Below are 19,832 nucleotides of genomic sequence, written 5' to 3'. Positions count from 1 at the left end.
CACCGGCTGGTCCCGCCTCCACCGCCATGCTCATCGACATGGCCTCCTCGTCGTCACCGTCGCGGCGAGGTGACACGCCGGGAAGCACCAACCCCCGGGTCAATGACCTGGGGGTTCGCGTTGGAGCGGGTGACGGGCATCGAACTCGCGCCCTCGGCTTGGGAAGCGATGGCGCTTGCGGACCCCGAGCGCGCATGACCTGCGGAGACGGGCCGCTGTGGGCCGCCACGGCGGTGATGCGTGGGCGCACCCTTGTTGACCGTGCTTGACTGTGCTTGACCGGCTTTGCGGGCACGCCGAGAGTGCGCCGCTCACCGAGGTGGTCGATCGCTCTCTGCGGCGGCGGGTGGCCGTCGGACGCGCCCGATGAAAGCCGGCGCCGACTCCGCTGTTGCAGCAGCACACAAGGCCGAGACCGCCGCAGGCCGTACCGGTAGCCCGGGCAGGCCCGGCGGATCCTGGCGCGGGCCGGGGCGTCCGGGTGAGAACCAGGAGGGAGAAGCCGCGGAAGTCGGCGGGCGGAAGTCGGCGGGCCTGCCTGTGAAGCCCTGCCGGCCGGCACCTCGCCAGGTCGCCTCTGCCGACCTGGATGTGTAGGTTTGTCACGCGGTGTACCACTGCCGAGTGCGCACGGGTCGTGCCGGCGCTTACGAGCCATGCAGGCGAGGGCCGTATGTTCGACTTGAGCGCGCCGATTGTGGCCATGTTCCTCGTGTATGTGGCCGCCATGATCGGAACGGGTGTCTGGGCCTACGCCCGCACGCACACGTTCACCGACTTCGCCCTGGGGGGCCGCAGGCTCAGCGGGCTCGTCGCCGCCCTGTCCGCGGGGGCCAGCGACATGTCCGGCTGGCTGTTCCTCTCGCTTCCGGGAGCGGTGTACGCGGCCGGACTCGGCGCCGGCTGGATCGCTGTCGGTCTGGTGGCCGGTACCTACCTCAACTGGCTCTTCGTCGCGCCGAGACTCCGCACGTACACCGAACGCGCCGAGAACGCCGTAAGCCTGTCGGCGTATCTGGAGGAGCGGTTCGAGGACCGGACCCGGGTGCTCCGGACGGCCTCGGCCGCGGTCACCCTGGTCTTCTTCACGGTGTATGTCGCCAGTGGGCTGGTGGCCGGCGGAGTGCTCGTCAACAACGTGTTCGACCTCCCCTTCGGGCTCGGAGTGTCCCTGACCGCCCTGCTGATCGTCATCTACTCGTGTCTGGGCGGCTTCCTCGCCGTGAGCCACACGCACGTCCTGCAGGGCACGCTGATGCTGCTGGCCCTGGTGGTGCTCCCGCTGACCGGTGTCGTGGCCCTCGGCGGCTTCGGAGAACTCGGCGACGCCCTCACCCGCAGGACACCGGGGCTGCTCGACCTGGGGACCGACGTCCACTACGCGGACGGCCGGTGGTCCGCGGGCGGGCCGCTCGGCGCCGTCGCCGTCGTCTCGCTGCTCGCCTGGGGTCTGGGCTACTTCGGCCAACCGCACATCCTGGCCCGCTTCATGGGCATCCGCAGCGTCCGTGCCATCCCCGCGGCCCGCCGGATCGGCACGCTGTGGGTCACCGTCGTACTGAGCGCCGCCACCCTCATCGGCCTCGTCGGGATCGCGCGGCTCGGCACCCCGCTGGCCGAGCCGAACACCGTGTACATCGTCCTGAGCCGGACCCTGCTCAACCCCTGGGTCGCCGGGTTGATGCTGATCGCCGTACTGGCAGCGATCATGTCGACCGCGGACAGTCAGCTCCTCGTGTCGTCCGTCGCGCTCACGGAGGACTTCTACCACGCCCTGTTCAACCGTCGGGCCCCGGACCGGGTGTTGGTGTGGGTGGGGCGCGGCGCCGTCGTCGTGGTGATCCTGATCGCCTGTGTGATCGCCCTGAGAGCCGACGGGCTGCTGAGCATCGTCGCCTACGCATGGGCGGGCTTCGGAGCCGCCTTCGGCCCGGTCGTGCTGCTCTCGCTGTACTGGCCGCGCATGAGCTGGGCGGGCGCCATGGCCGGGATCGTGGCGGGTGCGGTGACCGTGCTGCTCTGGGACAGGATCAATCCCTTGCTGGGTCCGCTCGAGTCGGACGTCTACGAGATGGTCCCGGGCGTGCTGGCCGCCACACTCGCCGCACTGCTCTTCGGCAGGTTCGTCGGCCGCCCCCCGAGGCGGGCCTTCTGGCGGATGCCGGGCAGCGGGGTGAACCAGCTGATGATGGACCCCTTCCTCACCCACGCACCGGTAGGCATCGCCGTTCTGGACACCGACCTGCGCTACGTCTGGGTGAACCAGCCGCTGGACCGCATGGTCCCGCTCGCGCGGCGGCTGGGGAAGCGGGTGCGCGAGGTGCTGCCCACGGCGAACGCCGAGGAGTTCGAGGAGCGCATGCGGACGGTCCTCGAGACCGGGCGCCCGGTGATGGACCACGAGTTCCGAGGCCCGGGCCCGACCGACCCCCTCCAGGAGCGGGCGTACTCCGTGTCCTTCTTCGCCATGAGGGACCGCCAGGACCGGCAGGTGGGCGTCTGGTACATGATCATCGACGTCACCGAGCGGTGGCGGGCCCAGGAGCGCCTGGCCCTGCTGAACGACGCCGGTGCCCGCATCGGCGGCACCCTGGATGTGACCCGGACCGCGCAGGAGCTGGCCGACGTGGCCGTGCCGTCCCTCGCCGACCTGGTCGCGGTCGACCTGCTGGACGCGGTCATGCGGGGGGAGGAACCGGCTCCCGGACCCGTGGGCCTGACCCCGGTCATCCGTCGCGCGGCGCGGCGGTCGGTGCGCGAGGACTGGCCGGAGGTGACCCTGGCCGTGGGAGAAACGGTACGGCGTGCGCCCTCGGCGCCCGTGACCCGGTGCCTGCTGGAGAGCAGGACCCTGGTGGAGCCTGTCCTGGACCCCGCCACCAGCGCCTGGGTGACCGAGGACCGGTCCCTGGGCGACTCAGTCCTGGCGTTCGGCCTCCGCTCGCTGATGGTGGTACCCGTGCGGGCCCGCGGTGTCACCCTGGGCGTCGCGACGTTCGCCCGGTCCCGTGCGGCGTGGGCCTTCGAGGAGGACGACGTACGCCTCGCCGAGGAGCTCGTCGCCCGCGCGGCGGTGAGCATCGACAACGCGCGCCGCTACCACCGGGAGCGCACCGCGGCCCGTTCCATGCAGAGCTCGCTGCTCCCGAACAGGCTGACGGGCGGCTCGGCCCTGGACGTCATGTCCTGGTACCTCCCGGCGGACGCGCCCAGCGGTGTGGGCGGCGACTGGTTCGACGCGATCCCGCTCTCCGGGGCCCGGGTCGCGCTCGTCATCGGTGACGTCGTCGGCCACGGCATGAACGCGGCGATCGCCATGGGGCGCCTGCGCACCGCGGTCCGCACGCTCGCCAACCTGGACCTCGCCCCGGACGAGGTGCTGGCCCACCTGGACGACCTGGTCATCGGTCTCATCGGGGGAGACGACGGCGACGAGCAGGAGCAGGCCGACGGCGGGACAGTGGGAGACGCGTTCCTGGGAGCCACCTGCCTGTACGCCGTGTACGACCCGGTCAGCAGGTGCTGCACGCTGGCCCGGGCCGGCCACCTCCCGCCCCTGGTCGTCCGTCCGGACGGACGTACCGATCTTCTGGACCTGCCCGCCGGACCGCCCCTCGGGCTGGGATACCTTCCCTTCGAGTCCGTCGAGCTGGAGCTGCCCGAGGGCAGTCTCATCGCCCTCTGCACCGACGGCCTAGTCGAGAGACGCGACCGGGACATCGATGTTGGGCTCTCCCTCCTCGGTACCGCCCTGGCGCGGGGCGGACAGACGCTGGAGGAGGCGGGCCGCAGTGCGGTCGACACCCTGCTCGCGGCGCCCCCGCCGGACGACTCGGCCCTGCTGCTCGCCCGGACCAGGGTCCTGAGTCCCGACCGGGTCGCCTCCTGGGACCTGCCCAGGGACCCGGCCGCCGTGGCGCAGGCCCGTGCCTTCGCCGAACGGAGGCTGGCCGAGTGGGGCCTGGACGCGCTGGCGTTCACCACCGAGCTCATCGTCAGCGAACTGGTCACCAACGCCGTCCGCCACGCGTCCGGACCGGTCCTGCTCCGCCTGATCCTGGACCGCGGACTGATCTGCGAGGTCTCGGACTCCAGCAGTACGTCCCCGCGGCTGCGCCATGCCCGGACCACCGACGAAGGCGGCCGGGGGCTGCTGATCGTCTCCCATCTCGCCCAGCGCTGGGGTACGCGCTACACGGCGACCGGCAAGACGATCTGGACCGAGCAGGTCACCCCCGCCGGGACGCCCGCCCCGGACACCGGCCGGACGCCGGCACCGTGACCGTCCCGAGCACGCCGTCTCGTCCGTGAGGACCCCCGGGCCCACACCGTGCCGCGCGTGCGCCGCGCCGCCACCACGCCGGGTACGCGGAGAGGGTGGCGCGCACGGCCCTCTTCCCGTGGGCTCCGGGGGGCCTCCTGGCGGCATGCCCGAAAGCCCCCGGTCAGGTCGGTCGTCCACTCTTACGGGCACGCTGTGGGCACGGGCCCGATCAGCAGTCGGGCCGCACAGCGCCCAACGCCTGCACCGGACGGACCGCATCGTCTCGGGTCTGACTGGAGGGCCCGTCACGAGTGCGTACACGGGAGCCGACATGTGGACCGGCCAATGTTGGTGACGTATTCGCATCCTGCTACGTGCGACGTACCGAGTTCCTGTACAACGCCGGAACCGCCGCGAGTACGACGAGATCGCGGAAATGTTCTCCGACCTCCATCCCGATGCGACGGTGCCGAAGAACGCAGAGCGTTGGATCAGCGCGGTGCAACACCGTATGGCTCAGGCCGGGGAGCACCGCAGTGCCTCGGCAGTGGACCTTGTCATCGCAGCCACTGCCGCCCACCACGGCCTGACCGTCCTCCACGACGATGCCGACTACAGCACTGTCGCCCGGTACGCGTCCGACCTGACCGAGCACAACATCCACGACGTCGTCTGACGTGCCTTGGTGTTTCCCCCGGTTCCCCGCTTGATCGGGCACGACTGGGGCACGGGCGACAGATCCGGCTTGGTGCCGACGGGAACGGCGCATCTGAGTACCCGTACTCATGTTGCAGTGCCCGCTGCAACACCATGCTGGCCGCATGGACTTGGCAGAGCGTCACCTGCAGACGGGACGGCAGTGGGCATGAGACGGGCGAGTGAGCCGTCAACCGGTCAGCAGATCGGGGTCAGCGTGCTGCTGCTTGTCATCGACTTCATGCTTATCGCTTGGTCGGTGTACGGCGTTGGGATGGCGGGATGGGCCGACGGCTACGAAAGCGACGGCGTCGCACCGTCGAGTGCGTCACAGGCGGCGTCGCAGGCATTGTGGCTTCTGGGGGGCGGTGCAGTACTGACAGGCGGTGGCCTCCTCGCCCTGGGGTGGCGCGTCCCCGGCGTTGTGCAGTTGGTCGTCCTCGGGTTCGGGGCGGCGCTGGTCTCTTCACAGGCTGCCGGTTGACAGCGCGCGCCTGACAATCCGGAGATTCCCACCCCTCACCCCCAGCTTCCCTCCCGTCCGCCGTCGACCCACACACCGTGGAGCGGGCGTGGTTCCTGGCGTCCAGGTGGAGCGCGCCACTGTACGAACGACCCAGACGCCCTGGGCCGCGTCTGCTCGGCTTCGCCTGGGTCGGCGGTGGTCGGGAAGGGAGCAACCCGCGCACGCCACAACGTTCCCGCGGTCGGCGACGGCGCCCCCTCCATCCCGGTGCCGACCGATCCCCGCCGGAGGCATCGTCTTTGACCGCGCCCCGTCTATGCGGTGACCGCCTCATGGCTTCCGGCCCTATCCACATGTGGGCGCGCGTCGGCGCAGCGCGGGCGGAGCGCAGCCGGGGCTTGATGAGCTGCTTGCGTCGCCGCCAGGCTCCACGACCTCGTACGCGCCGAGCGTGCGAAGCACCACACCGACGACCGTGCGCACCACATGGAGGAGCCGTCGGCGGGCTAATGGTGCGGTTGTGATGCGGCAGTCGCCTACCGTCTAGACAAAAAAGAACCCCCGGGTCGATGACCTGGGGGTTTCGCATGGGGCGGGTGACGAGAATCGAACTCGCGCTCTCAGCTTGGGAAGCGACGGCGCTTGAACGGGCTCTAGGTCTCTGAACTGGGCAGATGTCCTATCCTCAGCGTGGTCATGAGGGTCGGTTCGCACTGCTGTTGACCGTGGTTGCCCGCACTTACGGGCACGCTGTGGGCACGAGGTCGCGAGGTGGAGGAGTGTCGTGCCCGCGTCGCCTTCTCTGTGCTCGGGGCTCGTCGACGCGTAGGCCGGCTGAGGGAAGTCGTCGCGACCGCACATGGATGCCGATCCTCTGCCCTGGTTCGGAAGATCAAAAAAAGCCGGCTTTACGCCGCAGACTTCGATCTCCACGACGGGAAGCCTGGTACCCAAGGTGGCGAGCGCGGCGAGACACCGCGACTCAGGATCGAGAGATTTACCTCTCCAGGCAAAGACCTCAGTCCTCAATCTGAGGACCCTGCTGCCCGAGGTGAGGAGGCAGCCCGATGGAGTGGATCACCGCAGGATGCAGCGCCGTCGTGGGACTGTTGGTGATCCGAGTGCTGCTCCACCAGGTGAGAGCGCTCCTGATGGACGTGGGTGCCGTTGTTCGCGCGTGGCGTGAGCTTCTGAGTGTGGTGAGGGATTCAGGACCTCCCACCAGGAGTGGTGGTTCATGAGAGCCCTGTTGGTGGGATCAACGTCGGAACGGTCGGCTTGCCGTCAGTTAAGGAAAACCTTAAACTCGTGATGCTGGTGTCGAGGGGAGCCGTCTTGAGCTGGGCGATCAAGGTCACCGATGAGTACGCGGAGTGGTTCAGGCGGCTGATCAAGGAGGATCTCGGTTCTGCCTCTCAGGTCGCCCAGGCCGTTGCCGCTCTGCGTGACACAGGTCCCACCCTGGGGCGTCCCCTCGTGGACCGGCTGAAGGGATCGGAACTGCATCACCTCAAGGAGCTGAGGCCGGGGTCAGGTGGGCGGTCCGAGATGCGGATCATCTTCGCCTTTGATCCGACTCGTTCAGCCCTGCTGCTCCTCGGGGGCGACAAGGCAGGAAACTGGGAGCGTTGGTACCGCGACAGCATTCCTCTGGCTGAACAGCTCTACCGCGACTACACCGGTGACACGGAGGACTGAGGAGTAAGCATGCCCAAGAAGACCCCGCAGGACTGGGAGGCCCTGGAGCAGGAGCTGTACTCGGCCGGTGTGGCTCCCGCTGAGGTGGAAGCCGGTTCACGTCGACTGCTGGCGGAAGCCCGTGGCCATCAACTCGCTGAGGCGCGCAAGCAGTATGGGCTGGCCCAGAGGGACGTGGCTGCCCGTATGGGCGTGAGCATTGCTCGCGTGTCCCAGATCGAGCACGGCGAGGTCGCCACTCTCGATGTCATCGCACGTTACGTCGAAGCGCTCGGCGGCAGGTTGGACTTGATTGCCGACTTCGGTGATCACACACTGCGGATGCCGGCAAGTGGTGATCAGGGCAGCGCAGCGGCGTAGTCGGCCCGAAAGCTTTGCGCGCGGTGAGGCGACGCACCGTTCGGCAGCGTTTCTCGGGAACGGCAGGCTGAGGGCTTTTCCTGTTCGTTCCTGCAAAGCTTGAAACGAAACCACAGGTCAGCAGGCATGAACTAGCGTGAGAAGTAATGACTGGCCAGCCTCAACTAGGCGTCCGTGCCCTCCGCGTGCCCAATCTTCGAGTACGCGAGGGTGCGAAAAGCACCGAAAAGTCAGCGACAAAGAACAAACCCCAAGTCGCTGACCTGGGGTTTCTCCTGGAGCGGGTGACGAGAATCGAACTCGCGCTCTCAGCTTGGGAAGCGACGGCGCTTGCGCGGCCATAGGACAGCTGACCTGGGCAGATTCGTTGCCAGGCGGCAGGTGTGAGGGACTGGTTGCACCGTTGTTGACCGGGGTTGTCCGCTCTGAGGGGCACGCTACGGGCACGACGCAGGGAGGGGGGAGATCAGGGCCTCCGGTTAGCTGCCAGAGGCCGGGAGTGGCTCCGACTCGAACGGCAGCCGAGTGAGGCCGTCACGACTGCACACATGGCGTCATTCGGATGCAGTGGCGCGCATCAAGCATCCTGCTGCGAGTCGAGGACTCCTCGGGCCTCGATGCGCACGAGGGCGATGCACACGAGGGCGAGGGCGCGCTCCGCGCCGTGCGGAGCGCCGGCGCCTTCGGGCCGGAGGCCGCCGCCTTCGGGCCGGAGGCCGCCGCCGTGAGGCACCCCTCTGGGCCGCCCACCACCCCGTCCGTCCCGCGCCCGCCGGCCCCCTCGCGCCAGGCCACGGCGACGGTCTCCCCCGCACCGCCCGCTCACGCCCCCGCTCCGAACGGTTCCGCGGCCACGAACGCCGCACCCACCCCGCCCGATCGCCCGTCCGCCCCGTCGGCGTCGCCTTCCTCCGGACCCGCCGGACCCGCCCGTCCGGCGGCCCCCGAGCCGTCGGGGCCGCCCGACGCGCCCGCGCCCAGCGACTCCGCCTCCCTCGGGGGCGCCGACGGGGGAGGGCCGGGAGCGGCCCCGGCCGACCGGCCGACCCCTCCGACTCGCCGTCCTCCACGAGCCCGGTGAAGCCCGCTCGTACTACAACGGCAACAGAGGAGGAGCCCGCCGAGGAGTCGGACGAGGGGGTCGATGCGGTACCCAAGACGGACGCCCCGGCCGCCGAGAGCTTGCCCGCGGAGCAGTCGGCGGCCGCTCACGGGGCCGGCACCGAGGCCCCCCTCGGCCTCTCCGACCGGCGGATTCCCGTGTTCGCACTGGGCGTGGGGCTGGCTCTGGTGGGCCTCGGCATCGGCTTCCTCGGGGTGCGGATGCGCCGTCGCTGAGCGGCTCGCGACGGCCCGGGTCCCCCTTGAGTCGGACCTCCGGCGTCCGCCTCAGGACGCTTGCCCACGCGGACTTACTCGGTATACATACTCGGTATGTCCATCCGCCACGGGCTTCTCGCCCTCCTCGAACGCGGCCCGCGCTACGGCTCACAGCTCCGTACGGAGTTCGAGTCCCGCACCGGCTCCGCCTGGCCGCTCAACGTGGGTCAGGTCTATACGACGCTCAGCCGGCTCGAACGCGACGGCATGGTCGTGCAGGACGGTGAGGACGAGGCCGGCCACCCGCTCTACGCGATCACCGACAGCGGTCGCGTCGAACTTCGCAGATGGTTCGAGCACCCCGTCGACCGCACCAGCCCGGCCCGTGACGAGCTGGCCATCAAGCTGGCCATGGCCGTCGGGGCGCCCGGGGTCGACATCCGTGACGTCATCCAGTCCCAGCGCCGGCACACCGTGAAGGCCATGCAGGACTACACCCGGCTGAAGGCGCAGGCCCTCACCGCCGTGGAGAAGAACGGGGACCGGGAGCGGGACGACATCGCCTGGCTCCTCGTCCTGGAGCAGCTGATCTTCCAGACCGAGGCCGAGGCGCGCTGGCTCGACCACTGCGAGTCCCGGCTGATCCGTCTCTCGTCGACCGCCCAGGCGGCGGGGCCGGAGCCGGCCTCGCCGGGGGCGGTAGCGGGAGCGGCGGGGACGGGGGCACGGGCGGCGGCCGGGGCAGAGGAGGCCGCTCGCCACCGTCCGTGACGTCCGACCTTCACGACCGGCCCTGAGCGCCCGAACGACCGGACCCACAGGGCCGACCGAGTCCACCGGCTCCACCCGACCCACTCGTAGCACCTGAAGACTCCGAACCACCCGACCAGACCCATACCGTACGTACGGCGCTGCCAACGACCGTCCGTCGCACCGACGTCCGGCCGCTCGCCGGCGTACGCCCGAGGGGAAACCATGTCCACACAACAGCAGCAGCCCGTGCTGAGTCTGCGGAACCTGACCCGCGTCCACGGCTCCGGCGCCACCGAGGTGCACGCCCTGCGCGGCATCGACCTCGACGTCCACCCCGGTGAACTCGTCGCCGTCATGGGCCCGTCGGGATCCGGCAAGTCCACCCTGCTCACCATCGCCGGCGGCCTCGACAACCCCACCTCCGGGCAGGTCTTCGTCGAGGGCACCGACATCACCGCCCTCGGCATCAAGGGGCTCGCCGCCCTGCGCCGCCGCAGCATCGGCTACGTCTTCCAGGACTACAACCTCATCCCGGCCCTCACCGCCGCCGAAAATGTAGCTCTGCCCCGTGAACTGGACGGCATATCGGCCCGCAAGGCCCGCACTGAGGCCCTCGCCGCCCTCGCCGAGATGGACCTCGGCCAACTCGCCGACCGGTTCCCCGACGAGATGTCCGGCGGCCAGCAGCAGCGCGTGGCCATCGCCCGCGCCCTCGTCGGCGACCGCCGGCTCGTCCTCGCCGACGAGCCCACCGGTGCCCTCGACTCCGAGACCGGCGAGTCCGTGCTGGCCCTGCTGCGCTCCCGCTGCGACGCCGGAGCCGCCGGCATCATGGTCACCCACGAGCCGCGGTTCGCCGCCTGGGCCGACCGGGTCGTCTTCCTGCGGGACGGCGCCGTCGTCGACCAGACCCTACGCAGCGACGCCGACTCGCTCCTGACCGGCCGGGCGGCCCAGCGGTGACGACCTGGTTCCACTCCTGGCGGGCCGCGGTCCGCATCGCCCGCCGTGACGCCTGGCGCTCCAAGGGCCGCAGCATCCTCGTCCTCGCCATGATCGCGCTGCCGATCCTGGGCGTGAGCGCCCTGGACCTGACCCTGCGCAGCGCCGAACTCACCCCCGCGCAGCGGATGGAGCGCACCCTGGGTGCCGCCGACGCTCGCTTCTCCGACGCCCGGACGGGCGGCGTGGCCATCCTGCAGGACCCCGAGGGCGAGCAGCACACCCCGGCCGGGGACTACGAGTCGCCGGGCACGCCCTGGCCCGACGGCCCGACCGATGTCACCAAGACCATCCCGGCCGGTTCGACGGTGCTGACCGACAGCAGCGGCACCGCCAAGCTGACCACCACTCACGGTCTGCTCCAGACCGAGGTCCGTGAGCTGGCCGCCACCGACCCCGTCGCCCGGGGCATCATGCGGTTGCAGGAGGGCCGCTTCCCCGAGAAGAACGACGAGATCGCCGCGACCACCCGGTTCCTGGAGAGCAGCGGGCTGTCCGTCGGCTCCACCCTCACCGCCCGCGGCTTCGACCGCACCTATGTGATCAGCGGCTCGTACGAGCTGCCCAGCGACCTCACGGCACAGCAGGTCAACGCCCTGCCGGGGGCCTTCCTCGCGCCGTACGCCAAGGCGGTCGAGAAGGCCGGAGTGCCGAAGCCCGACGTCTCCACCACCTACCTGGTGAAGAAGGCCGGTGGTTTCACGTGGAACACGGTCCAGGCGATCAACGCCAAGGGTGTCCTGGTCACCTCGCGCGCCGTGGCCCTCGACCCGCCCGCCGACTCCGAGGTGCCGCTCTACCAGAAGGAAGGCTGGGCCAACTACGAGAGCAGCGGGGCCGCCGACGCCGCCGCGCTCGCCGCCGTGGGCACGGTCGTCGGCTTGGCGATGCTGGAGATCTGCCTGCTCGCGGGTCCCGCCTTCGCCGTCGGCGCCCGTCGTTCCCGCCGCCAGCTCGGCCTGGTCGGCGCCAACGGCGGTGCCCGCAGCCACATCCGGGCCATCGTGCTGAGCGGCGGCCTGGTCATCGGCGTCGCGGCGGCCCTGGTCGGCATCGTCCTCGCCCTGGTCCTGACCTTCGCCCTCCGGCCGCTCCTCGAGGACTACATGGGGCAGCGGTTCGGCGGCTTCACCGTCAGGCCGCTGGAACTGCTCGCCATCGCCGCGCTCGCCGTCCTCACCGGCCTGCTCTCCGCGGTCATCCCGGCCGTCACCGCCTCCCGGCAGACCGTCCTGGCCTCCCTCACCGGCCGTCGCGGCGTGCGCCGCAGCAACCGCGTGCTGCCGCTGATCGGCCTCGGCGCCTTCCTGCTCGGCGCGGCCATCGCCCTGTACGGCTCGGTCGTCTCCGACCAGTTCGTCCTGGTCGCGGGTGGCTCGGCCATCGCCGAGCTGGGTGTGGTCGCCATGACGCCCGCCCTGGTCGGCCTGTTCGGCCGGGCCGGCCGCTGGCTGCCGCTCTCGCCGCGCCTCGCCCTGCGGGACGCCGTCCGCAACCGGGGCCGTACGGCACCCGCTGTCGCCGCCGTCCTGGCCGCCGTCGCGGGCACCGTCGCCGTCTCGACGTACGCCGCGAGCCGCGACGCCCAGAGTCAGGCCGAGTACCGGGCCAGCCTGCCGCACGGGGCCGTCGCCGCGCTCGTCACCGAGGAGGGCGGCCGGGACGTCCCCGCCGTCCGCGACGCCGTGCAGCGGACGCTGCCCGTCGACGTCCGCGCCGACGTGTTCCGGATCGCCGTCGGAAAGCCCGGCTGCGCCCCGTACGGCGAGGGAGAGGGCTGTGGCCGCTTCGACGTCGTCATCCCGCCGGCCAACGAGTGCCCGCTGTGGGCCACCTCCCCCGACGGCTCCGACCCCGCGGAGAAGTACAGCAAGGAGCAGCGGCGCGCGCTCGCCAAGGACTGGCGCTGTCTCTCGCCCGACGGCAACGGCATCTACGTCGAGGAGGGTCTCCTCGTCGCCGACGCCCCGCTCCTGAAGGTCCTCGGCATCGACGACCCGGGTGCGGCCAAGGCCCTCGCCGACGGAAAGCTCGTCAGCTTCCACAGGCCCCAGGTCGACAGGAACAGCACCGTCGGCATCAAGCTGATCACCGACCCGGAGGCCGCCGACCGCGCCGCCGAGCAGAACAAGCCGGTCCCGGGCGAGCTGAAGTCCTTCCCCGCCTACCAGGTGTCCGGCTCGCCCGATTCCTACGGAGTGGAGAGCGTGCTCAGCCCCGCCGCCGCCAAGGCCGCCGGACTGACCACCGTCCCCCTCGGCGCCTTCTTCAGCACCGACCGGATGCCCAGCACCGAGCAGCGGCAGAGGCTCGACGCCGAGATCGCCAAGCTCGGCAGCAACGTCGAGCTGACCGTGGAGCAGGGCTGGGTCGACGGGAACGGGCTCGTCCTGCTCGCACTGACCGTCTTCGCCGGCCTGGTCACCATCGGTGCGGCCGGCATCGCCACCGGTCTCGCCCAGGCCGACGCGGAGGCGGATCTCAAGACGCTCGCCGCGGTCGGCGCCCCGCCCCGGGTGCGCCGCATGCTCAGCGGCTTCCAGTGCGGTGTGGTCGCCGCGATGGGTGTGGTCCTCGGCGCGGCGGCCGGTGTCCTGCCCGCGGTCGGGCTGCGGCTCACCGAGGAGCGCGAGCAGATGCGCTTCTATCAGGAGGCTCTCGACCAGGGGTGGGGCGGCGCCGGCGACGCCCCGCCGCACGTGCCGATCGTCGTCCCCTGGGAGACACTCGCCGCCCTCCTGGTCGCCGTGCCCCTCGGCGCCGCCCTTCTGGCCGCGCTGGTGACCCGCTCGCGCGGGGCGCTGGCCCGCCGCGAAGCGCACTGAGCCTCCGCTGCCTGACCGTGCCCCTGGACGAGGCTGGATCACCCTCGTCCAGGGGCACACCGTGTGGGAAAGCACGCGTGCGCGAGAACGGCTACCAGCACTCCGACGAGGACCGGCAACGGGAGGTCGCCGCCGGGCTCGACGACCTCGTGCGCGCCGAGCGTGCGAAGCACCACACCGGCGACCGTGCGCACCACAGGGAGGAGCCACCGGCGGGCTAATGGTGCGGTTGTGGTGCGGCATCCGCTCACCGGTCCAGACAACAAAGAACCCCCGGGTCGATGACCTGGGGGTTTCGCATGGAGCGGGTGACGAGAATCGAACTCGCGCTCTCAGCTTGGGAAGCTGATGTTCTACCATTAAACTACACCCGCGTAAGACTCCGACCGAGGTCGGTGCCTGGACGCTCGGTTACTCTACCTCATCGCTGGCCCCCGGTGTTCGCGCCGCGGGGCCTGCGTGCGTTGCGGCGGGGTGATGCGGCTGCGGGGGGCCGGAGTTGAGGCGTACGGTGGACGCGTGGGAGTGGTGCCGGGAGGGGCCGGAGTGCCGCTTGGAGAGTCGTCTCTTTCATCCCGTACTGTGGCTTTTGTCGTCAGGGTAGTAAGCCAGACGCGGCTCTTGGGGAAGGGACTTGAAGGACTTGATGGATCGCACCGTCCTCCGCTGTGCCGATGGGCACGTGTTCACCGCCGCCTCGTTCCCGATGCAGCAGGCCGATCGACTCGGCCCCGGCCGGCTCGTCCGATGTCCGCGGTGTGCGCGGCTGCGGAGCGCCGTGCCGGTGGGTTCGGAGAAGCGGTAGGCGGCCTTCCGCCCGGGGAGACCCCCAGCAGGAGGTGGAGCCCAGTGGGACGTAGGACCCAGTGGGACGTAGGACCCAGTAGGACGCAGGAAACAGTACGACGTAGGAAACAGTAGGGCCGGGCGCGCGGAGTGGCGGTGGTTGTCGCTGCTCCGCGCGCCTTGCGTATCCTCGGTGCGTGCTTCTCTCAGACAAGGACATCCGGGCCGAGATCGATTCCGGTCGGGTCCGCATCGATCCCTTCGACGACTCCATGGTGCAGCCGTCGAGTATCGACGTGCGCCTCGACCGCTACTTCCGGGTGTTCGAGAATCACCGGTACCCGCACATCGACCCCTCCGTCGAGCAGGCGGATCTGACCCGGCTCGTGGAGCCGGAGGGGGACGAGCCGTTCATCCTGCACCCCGGTGAGTTCGTGCTGGCCAGTACGTACGAGGTCGTCTCGTTGCCCGACGATCTCGCCTCGCGGCTCGAGGGGAAGAGTTCGCTGGGGCGGCTCGGGCTCGTCACGCACTCCACCGCCGGGTTCATCGACCCCGGGTTCTCCGGGCACGTGACGCTCGAGCTCAGCAACCTCGCGACCTTGCCCATCAAGCTGTGGCCGGGGATGAAGATCGGGCAGCTCTGTATGTTCCGGCTCACGTCGCCGGCCGAGCACCCCTACGGGAGCGAGCGCTACGGGTCCCGTTACCAGGGCCAGCGGGGGCCGACCGCCTCCCGGTCCTTCCTCAACTTCCATCGGACCCAGGTATGAGCAGGACGCGCGCATGAGTGATGTTCGGGAGAATCTGACCTACGAGCAGTTCGGCGTCGCCGTGCGCGAACTCGCGCAGGCCGTCGCCGACGACGGGTACGAGCCCGACATAGTGCTCTCCATCGCGCGGGGCGGGGTCTTCGTGGCGGGCGGGCTGGCCTACGCCCTCGACTGCAAGAACATCCACCTCGTGAACGTGGAGTTCTACACCGGTGTCGGGACCACGCTCGAGATGCCGGTCATGCTCGCGCCCGTGCCCAATGTCATCGACTTCTCCCGCAAGAAGGTCCTCATCACGGACGACGTCGCCGACACCGGCAAGACGCTCAAGCTGGTGCGGGACTTCTGCCTCGACACCGTCGCCGAGGTCCGCAGCGCCGTGATCTATGAGAAGCCCCACTCGCTCGTGAAGTGCGAATACGTATGGAAGCGCACCGACGAGTGGATCAACTTCCCGTGGTCCGTTCTGCCTCCCTGCCGCAAGTCCGGCACGCCGGTCACGCCCTCCCGAGAAGCCCTCTGAGCCAGGTCGGCACGGACGGGCCGGGGCACTTTCGCTTTCGTGTACGGCGGACAGCGGACAGCGGCCGGCGTTGGTGGGAAAATGGTGCGTGAGGCCCGCATGTCGCCGAGCGGATGGGGCGCCCGGCGGCGGTGACCCTCAGAGGGTGGCGCCGTCGGACGGGACTCCCCTCGGAATGCACCGGTACCCGCTCGGCGCGGACCCGGAAGAGGGTGAGGACATGTCCGAGACGACGCCGGCCGTACCGAAGTGGCACGCGTCCGGTGACTGGTTCGACACCTGTAGGTGTGACATTCCCTGTCCGTGCTCGTTCGCGCAGCCGCCCACCTATGGGGAGTGCGACGGGGTGCTGGTGTGGCACATCCGTGAGGGGCGCTACGGAGACGTCCCCCTCGACGGCCTCAATGTCGTGATGCTGGGTTCCTTCGTCGGCAATGTGTGGGCCGAGCACTCCGATGCCTACGCGGCGGTGTTCCTCGACGAGAGGGCCGACGGTGAGCAGCGTGCGGCCTTGCAGATGATCTTCGGTGGCCAGGCGGGCGGCTGGCCCGCGGAACTGGTCGGTGTGCTCGGGCCCGAGATGCGGGGCATGGACTTCGCTCCCATCGAGTTCGAGGCCGACGACGACCTCGGCGCGTGGCGGGCCCGCGTACCGGAGCGGGTCGAGGCGAGCGCAGTGGCCCTCACCGGACCGACCACGCCGGAGGGCGCGCGGGTCCAGACGACGAATCTGCCCGGGTCCGAGACCGGCCCCGGACAGGTGGCGACCTGGGGCCGCTCGGTGGCCGACCGCGCCGACGCCTTCGGTTTCCGGTGGAGCAGGGAAGGCCAGTCCAGCAAGCACATCACCTTCGACTGGGCGGGACCCGGCTAGCGACCGGGAGTGTTTCCCGGTCCTCGGCCTGTGACCCCCAGTACGCGCTCACCTGCCCGAACGCGCCGGCATGCCGCGAAGTACCCCGGCGGCGACGACCGCCGCGGGCGGAGTGGGGAGGTCAACGATGCCGCATCTCCGGATCGCCACGGAGCCGTCCACCACCCGGCCGGACTTCCCGCTGCCGAGACGTGAACTGGTCGCCGGCTGGGCTCTGATGGTGCTGATCGCCGCCCTGGCCTGGGTGCTCACGATCGCCCAGTCGCGCGACATGGGGATGGGGCCCGGCACCATGGGGTTGGCGTTGCCGCTCTTCCTGGCGCTGTGGGTGGTGATGATGGCGGCGATGATGCTGCCGTCGGTGGCCCCCGTGGCCATCACCTGGGCGCGGGCGATCGGGCGTACGTCGACGGGCGGTGAACGTGCCGCGCGGATCGGCGCCTTCGTCACCGGCTATCTGCTCGTCTGGACCGGGTTCGGGCTGGTCGCCTACGGCCTTCTCGTGGTGACCGGAGACCTGGTGGACACCCGGCCGGGGGCGGGGCGATGGATCGCGGCGGGCGTGTTCGTGCTCGCGGCGGTGCAGCAGTTCGGGCCGCTGAAGCAGGTCTGCCTGCGGCACTGCCGCAATCCGGTGTCCCAACTGGTGCGGTATGCCCGGTTCCGTCCGTGGGCCAAGGACCTGCGGGTGGGCGCGCACCACGGGCTCTACTGCGTCGGGTGCTGCTGGGGGCTGATGGTCGTCCTGATCCCCCTCGGCGTCATGAACGTGGCGGCGATGGCGGGACTCGCCGCCGTGATCCTCCTGGAGAAGCTGTGGCGCGGGGGAGTCTGGCTGAGCTGGGCGGTCGGTGCCGTCTTCCTCGTCCTGGCGGGACTCGCCCCGTTCCACGGCTGGCTGCTGCCCGGTCTGGAGGCGCCCGGTCCGGCGATGGACCGGATGGGGGCCGGATGAGCCGGGGGGGGGCCGACGGTAGCGGCTTCAGCCCTTGTTCGCGACGTAGTAGACGTTGACGGGATCGCCCTCCACGGGCTTGACGTCGATGTCCTGGAACCCGGCCTCGTTCAGCATCCGCACCGCCGTCTCCCGGCCCCACACCGTGCCCAGACCGGCCCCGCCGGTGCTGAGCGAGGTGGTCATACAGTAGAAGACGGAGAAGCCGAAGAGCGCCGGCCCGAACGGGTGCCCGATGTTCTCCTCCAGTCTGCTGGAGGCGGCGATGTCGCCCATGAGGAAGGTGCCGTCGGCGCGCAGGGCGCGCGCGATCGCCGTGAGCGTCTCGGCCGGTCGCGCGAGGTCGTGGATCACGTCGAAGGCGGTGATGAGGTCGTACTCACCGCTGGTCCGCGTCGAGTCCGCCGCGCGGTACCGGACGTTGCCGAGGCCGACGCGGGCCGCCTCGGCGCGTGCGGTTTCGACGGCGGCTTCGGACTGGTCGATGCCCAGGAAGCGGGAGGCCGGGAAGGCCTTCGCCAGCACCAGGGGGGCGTGCCCCTGCCCCGTGCCCACGTCCAGGACGTCGATGCCGGCGCGCAGGCGCTCGGGGAGCCCCGGCGCGAGCGGCACGATGGTGTCGACCAGGGCCTGGTCGTAGACCCGGGCGGTCTCCTCGGCCTGTAGTGCCTGGAACCGCGGATAGGCCGAGTACGGTACGCCGCCGCCCTCTCGGAAGCAGCGCACCACCCGCTGCTCGACCTCGCCCATCAGCCCGATGTACATCATCATGCCGGCCAGGTTGTCCGGGCCCGCGGCCGTGGTGAGCGAAGCGGCGTGCTCCGGCGGCAGGGCGTATGTGCCTTCCTCCGGCCGGTACTCGACGAATCCGCCGACCACCATGCCGCCCAGCCACTCCCTGACGTACCGCTCGTCCAGGTCCGCAGCCTTGGCGATGTCCGCGCCGGACGCCGGCGGCAGGGCGGCCAGGGTGTCGAACAGTCCGCACTGGTGGCCGACGCTGACGAGCAGGGCCAGAGCGCCTTTGTTGAGCACGTCGGTCACCTCGGCGGCGAACTGCTCCTGCCGGTCGGCGTCCTGGGGTGTCCGGGCGGCTTCGGAAGTCGACATGACCGCACCTCCACTGGTGCTCTGCCGTCGTCAGGCGCCACCGAGCATCGGCGAGACGCTCGTGTACCAGTTTATTGCGAAAAGCGGCCTTTGGTTACCGGTCACTGACGGGGGGGGTTGGTCACTGCGGGGTGGGCGCGGCCACACCGGGGTGCGACCGGCCCGGGGGGTCCGGGCCGGAGCCGCTCGGCAAGCTCTCGGTGCCGGTGAGAGGGATCGGAGAACACCGGCCCCCACCCCCTGGACCCAGCGGGTGGGGGCGAGGCGCCTAGAACGTGCCCAGCTTCACGATCGACAGCAGGGCGATCAACTGGATCGCCGCCGCGCCGAGCGCCTTCGGCCAGGGCAGGTCGTGGGAGCGGCCGACCATCAGGGTCAGCAGGGCGCCCGCCGCGACCCAGGTGGCCCAGCCGAGGACCTGGACGAAGGACGCGTCGCCGCCGAGGAACATGGCGAAGACCAGCCGCGGGGCGTCCGTGAGCGACATGATCAGCATGGAGAGGCCGACCGTGGGCTGCCATGCGCCGTCGCCGCCGAGCTGGCGGGCGAGGGTGTGGGTGACCACGCCCAGGACGAACGCGCTCAGCACCATCGCGACGGCAGTGGTCAGGACGATCGGGATGGCGTTCGAGAGGGTGGCGTTGATCGCCTCCTCGCGGGCGCCGTCGAAGCCGAAGACCGCCAGCAGGCCGTAGAAGAACGTCACGATGAGCGCCGGGGCCCACATCGCGTAGTCCCGCATCTGGAGGAAGGTCTGGTTGGGGGCGAGGACGACGCCCCTCAGCAGGGCCTTCCAGTGCAGGCGGGGGCCGACCGGGCCGGGGGGCGGGGCGGAGCCGGCGCGGTAGGTCTCGCCCTGGTTGTAGGGGTCGTCGCCGACGGTGAACGCCTGGGTGTGCCCGGGGTTGTTGGCCGCGTACGGGTCGTGCGGGGCCTGGCCTCCGTGGTGGCCGGCTTGGCCGTAGCCGCCGTCGCCGAAGTACTCCGGCTCGCCGTGCCCGCCGCCGTGCCCGCCGCCATGGTGCGGCTGCGGCCACGGTGAGCCGCCGGGGCCGGGGGCGCCGCCCCCGTACGGCTGTTGCGGGTACGGCTGCTGAGGCGTCGCCGGACCGCCGTACGGTGGTCCCTGGGGCGCCTGCTGTCCGTACGGAGGGTGTTGCGGTCGCGCGTGAGGAGCGCCGTTGTCCCGGCCGCGTCCGATCCTGAATCCAGCCACGCCTTCGAACGTACCTGGTCCCGCAGAGTGACGTGCGGGGCCGGGCCTTTCGGGGCCGCCTTTGCGGCCGACCTGTGACATCCCTTACGGGGGTTGCCCCGGGTGCCCCCTAGGGGGCCGCGGGGGCGCTCGGAACCCGACCAGCCGTGGGCCGGGTGGCCCGGCCGGGTGGCCCGAGCCGGTCGGCCCGGCGGTATTCGCCGTCAGCAGA

The 19,832-nt window shown here is 70.7% G+C and carries 16 protein-coding genes and 1 tRNA gene; 14 read left to right on the top strand and 3 right to left on the bottom strand.

Annotated features, from left to right (window positions below; all coding sequences use genetic code 11):
* Positions 1–673 precede the first annotated feature (673 nt).
* From putP to B1H29_RS17540, 10 genes are all read left to right on the top strand, one after another.
* Positions 674–4,282 carry a sodium/proline symporter PutP gene (gene putP / locus B1H29_RS17590; protein ID WP_055418778.1) on the top strand — a complete coding sequence of 1,203 codons (3,609 nt, stop codon included), beginning with the start codon at positions 674–676 and terminating at the stop codon, positions 4,280–4,282.
* A gap of 418 nt (positions 4,283–4,700) precedes the next feature.
* Complete coding sequence (locus B1H29_RS17585) at positions 4,701–4,940, top strand: PIN domain-containing protein (protein WP_234393041.1); 240 nt, start codon at positions 4,701–4,703, stop codon at positions 4,938–4,940.
* Between the two features lie 237 nt (positions 4,941–5,177).
* Complete coding sequence (locus B1H29_RS17580) at positions 5,178–5,444, top strand: hypothetical protein (RefSeq protein WP_234393040.1); 267 nt, start codon at positions 5,178–5,180, stop codon at positions 5,442–5,444.
* A 1,212-nt stretch (positions 5,445–6,656) separates the two neighbouring features.
* On the top strand, positions 6,657–7,124 hold the full coding sequence (locus tag B1H29_RS17570) for a type II toxin-antitoxin system RelE/ParE family toxin (RefSeq protein WP_409350913.1): 468 nt from the start codon (positions 6,657–6,659) through the stop codon (positions 7,122–7,124).
* A 9-nt stretch (positions 7,125–7,133) separates the two neighbouring features.
* Complete coding sequence (locus B1H29_RS17565; RefSeq protein ID WP_055418776.1) at positions 7,134–7,484, top strand: helix-turn-helix domain-containing protein; 351 nt, start codon at positions 7,134–7,136, stop codon at positions 7,482–7,484.
* A gap of 1,077 nt (positions 7,485–8,561) precedes the next feature.
* Complete coding sequence (locus B1H29_RS17560; protein ID WP_055418775.1) at positions 8,562–8,822, top strand: hypothetical protein; 261 nt, start codon at positions 8,562–8,564, stop codon at positions 8,820–8,822.
* 96 nt (positions 8,823–8,918) lie between these two features.
* Positions 8,919–9,575 carry a PadR family transcriptional regulator gene (locus B1H29_RS17555; protein ID WP_055418774.1) on the top strand — a complete coding sequence of 219 codons (657 nt, stop codon included), beginning with the start codon at positions 8,919–8,921 and terminating at the stop codon, positions 9,573–9,575.
* Positions 9,576–9,779: 204 nt separating this feature from the next.
* Positions 9,780–10,520 carry an ABC transporter ATP-binding protein gene (locus tag B1H29_RS17550; RefSeq protein WP_030856708.1) on the top strand — a complete coding sequence of 247 codons (741 nt, stop codon included), beginning with the start codon at positions 9,780–9,782 and terminating at the stop codon, positions 10,518–10,520.
* The gene (locus B1H29_RS17545; protein ID WP_055418773.1) at positions 10,517–13,384 is read left to right on the top strand and encodes an FtsX-like permease family protein; all 2,868 of its coding nucleotides are present in this window, start codon (positions 10,517–10,519) and stop codon (positions 13,382–13,384) included. The genes B1H29_RS17550 and B1H29_RS17545 overlap by 4 nt, the downstream gene beginning before the upstream one ends.
* 77 nt (positions 13,385–13,461) lie before the next feature.
* Positions 13,462–13,605 carry a hypothetical protein gene (locus tag B1H29_RS17540; protein WP_234393039.1) on the top strand — a complete coding sequence of 48 codons (144 nt, stop codon included), beginning with the start codon at positions 13,462–13,464 and terminating at the stop codon, positions 13,603–13,605.
* A gap of 79 nt (positions 13,606–13,684) precedes the next feature.
* On the opposite strand, the gene B1H29_RS17535 is transcribed toward B1H29_RS17540, so the two are convergent.
* A tRNA-Gly gene (locus tag B1H29_RS17535) sits at positions 13,685–13,758 on the bottom strand.
* Between the two features lie 609 nt (positions 13,759–14,367).
* Here B1H29_RS17535 and dcd point away from each other — a divergent pair.
* The 4 genes from dcd to B1H29_RS17515 all read left to right on the top strand — a co-directional run bounded on the left by dcd (position 14,368) and on the right by B1H29_RS17515 (position 17,295).
* Positions 14,368–14,943: a dCTP deaminase gene (dcd, locus tag B1H29_RS17530; protein WP_055418772.1), complete on the top strand. Its 576-nt coding sequence runs from the start codon at positions 14,368–14,370 to the stop codon at positions 14,941–14,943.
* Positions 14,944–14,956: 13 nt separating this feature from the next.
* Positions 14,957–15,466, top strand: coding sequence for a phosphoribosyltransferase (locus B1H29_RS17525; protein WP_055418771.1), 510 nt, complete (start codon positions 14,957–14,959; stop codon positions 15,464–15,466).
* 220 nt (positions 15,467–15,686) lie between these two features.
* On the top strand, positions 15,687–16,340 hold the full coding sequence (locus B1H29_RS17520; protein ID WP_055419015.1) for a DUF1326 domain-containing protein: 654 nt from the start codon (positions 15,687–15,689) through the stop codon (positions 16,338–16,340).
* 127 nt (positions 16,341–16,467) lie between these two features.
* On the top strand, positions 16,468–17,295 hold the full coding sequence (locus B1H29_RS17515) for a DUF2182 domain-containing protein (protein ID WP_055418770.1): 828 nt from the start codon (positions 16,468–16,470) through the stop codon (positions 17,293–17,295).
* A gap of 27 nt (positions 17,296–17,322) precedes the next feature.
* Here B1H29_RS17515 and B1H29_RS17510 read toward each other — a convergent pair whose 3' ends face one another.
* Complete coding sequence (locus B1H29_RS17510; protein WP_055418769.1) at positions 17,323–18,405, bottom strand: class I SAM-dependent methyltransferase; 1,083 nt, start codon at positions 18,403–18,405, stop codon at positions 17,323–17,325.
* 268 nt (positions 18,406–18,673) lie between these two features.
* Positions 18,674–19,702 carry a Yip1 family protein gene (locus B1H29_RS17505; RefSeq protein ID WP_055418768.1) on the bottom strand — a complete coding sequence of 343 codons (1,029 nt, stop codon included), beginning with the start codon at positions 19,700–19,702 and terminating at the stop codon, positions 18,674–18,676.
* Positions 19,703–19,832 lie beyond the last annotated feature (130 nt).

The sequence above is a fragment of the Streptomyces pactum genome (assembly GCF_002005225.1).
Lineage (GTDB): Bacteria > Actinomycetota > Actinomycetes > Streptomycetales > Streptomycetaceae > Streptomyces > Streptomyces pactum_A.
Note: the sequence above shows the minus strand (reverse complement) of the source record. Positions and strands in the feature narration are given on the sequence as shown.

Excerpts from the sequence above, each read along its gene's own strand:
- putP (WP_055418778.1), top strand. The coding sequence starts at position 674 with ATGTTCGACTTGAGCGCGCCGATTGTGGCCATGTTCCTCGTGTATGTG.
- B1H29_RS17585 (WP_234393041.1), top strand. The coding sequence starts at position 4,701 with ATGTTCTCCGACCTCCATCCCGATGCGACGGTGCCGAAGAACGCAGAG.
- B1H29_RS17565 (WP_055418776.1), top strand. The coding sequence starts at position 7,134 with ATGCCCAAGAAGACCCCGCAGGACTGGGAGGCCCTGGAGCAGGAGCTG.
- B1H29_RS17555 (WP_055418774.1), top strand. The coding sequence starts at position 8,919 with ATGTCCATCCGCCACGGGCTTCTCGCCCTCCTCGAACGCGGCCCGCGC.
- B1H29_RS17550 (WP_030856708.1), top strand. The coding sequence starts at position 9,780 with ATGTCCACACAACAGCAGCAGCCCGTGCTGAGTCTGCGGAACCTGACC.
- B1H29_RS17525 (WP_055418771.1), top strand. The coding sequence starts at position 14,957 with ATGAGTGATGTTCGGGAGAATCTGACCTACGAGCAGTTCGGCGTCGCC.
- B1H29_RS17520 (WP_055419015.1), top strand. The coding sequence starts at position 15,687 with ATGTCCGAGACGACGCCGGCCGTACCGAAGTGGCACGCGTCCGGTGAC.
- B1H29_RS17515 (WP_055418770.1), top strand. The coding sequence starts at position 16,468 with ATGCCGCATCTCCGGATCGCCACGGAGCCGTCCACCACCCGGCCGGAC.
- B1H29_RS17510 (WP_055418769.1), bottom strand. The coding sequence starts at position 18,405 with ATGTCGACTTCCGAAGCCGCCCGGACACCCCAGGACGCCGACCGGCAG.
- B1H29_RS17505 (WP_055418768.1), bottom strand. The coding sequence starts at position 19,702 with ATGTCACAGGTCGGCCGCAAAGGCGGCCCCGAAAGGCCCGGCCCCGCA.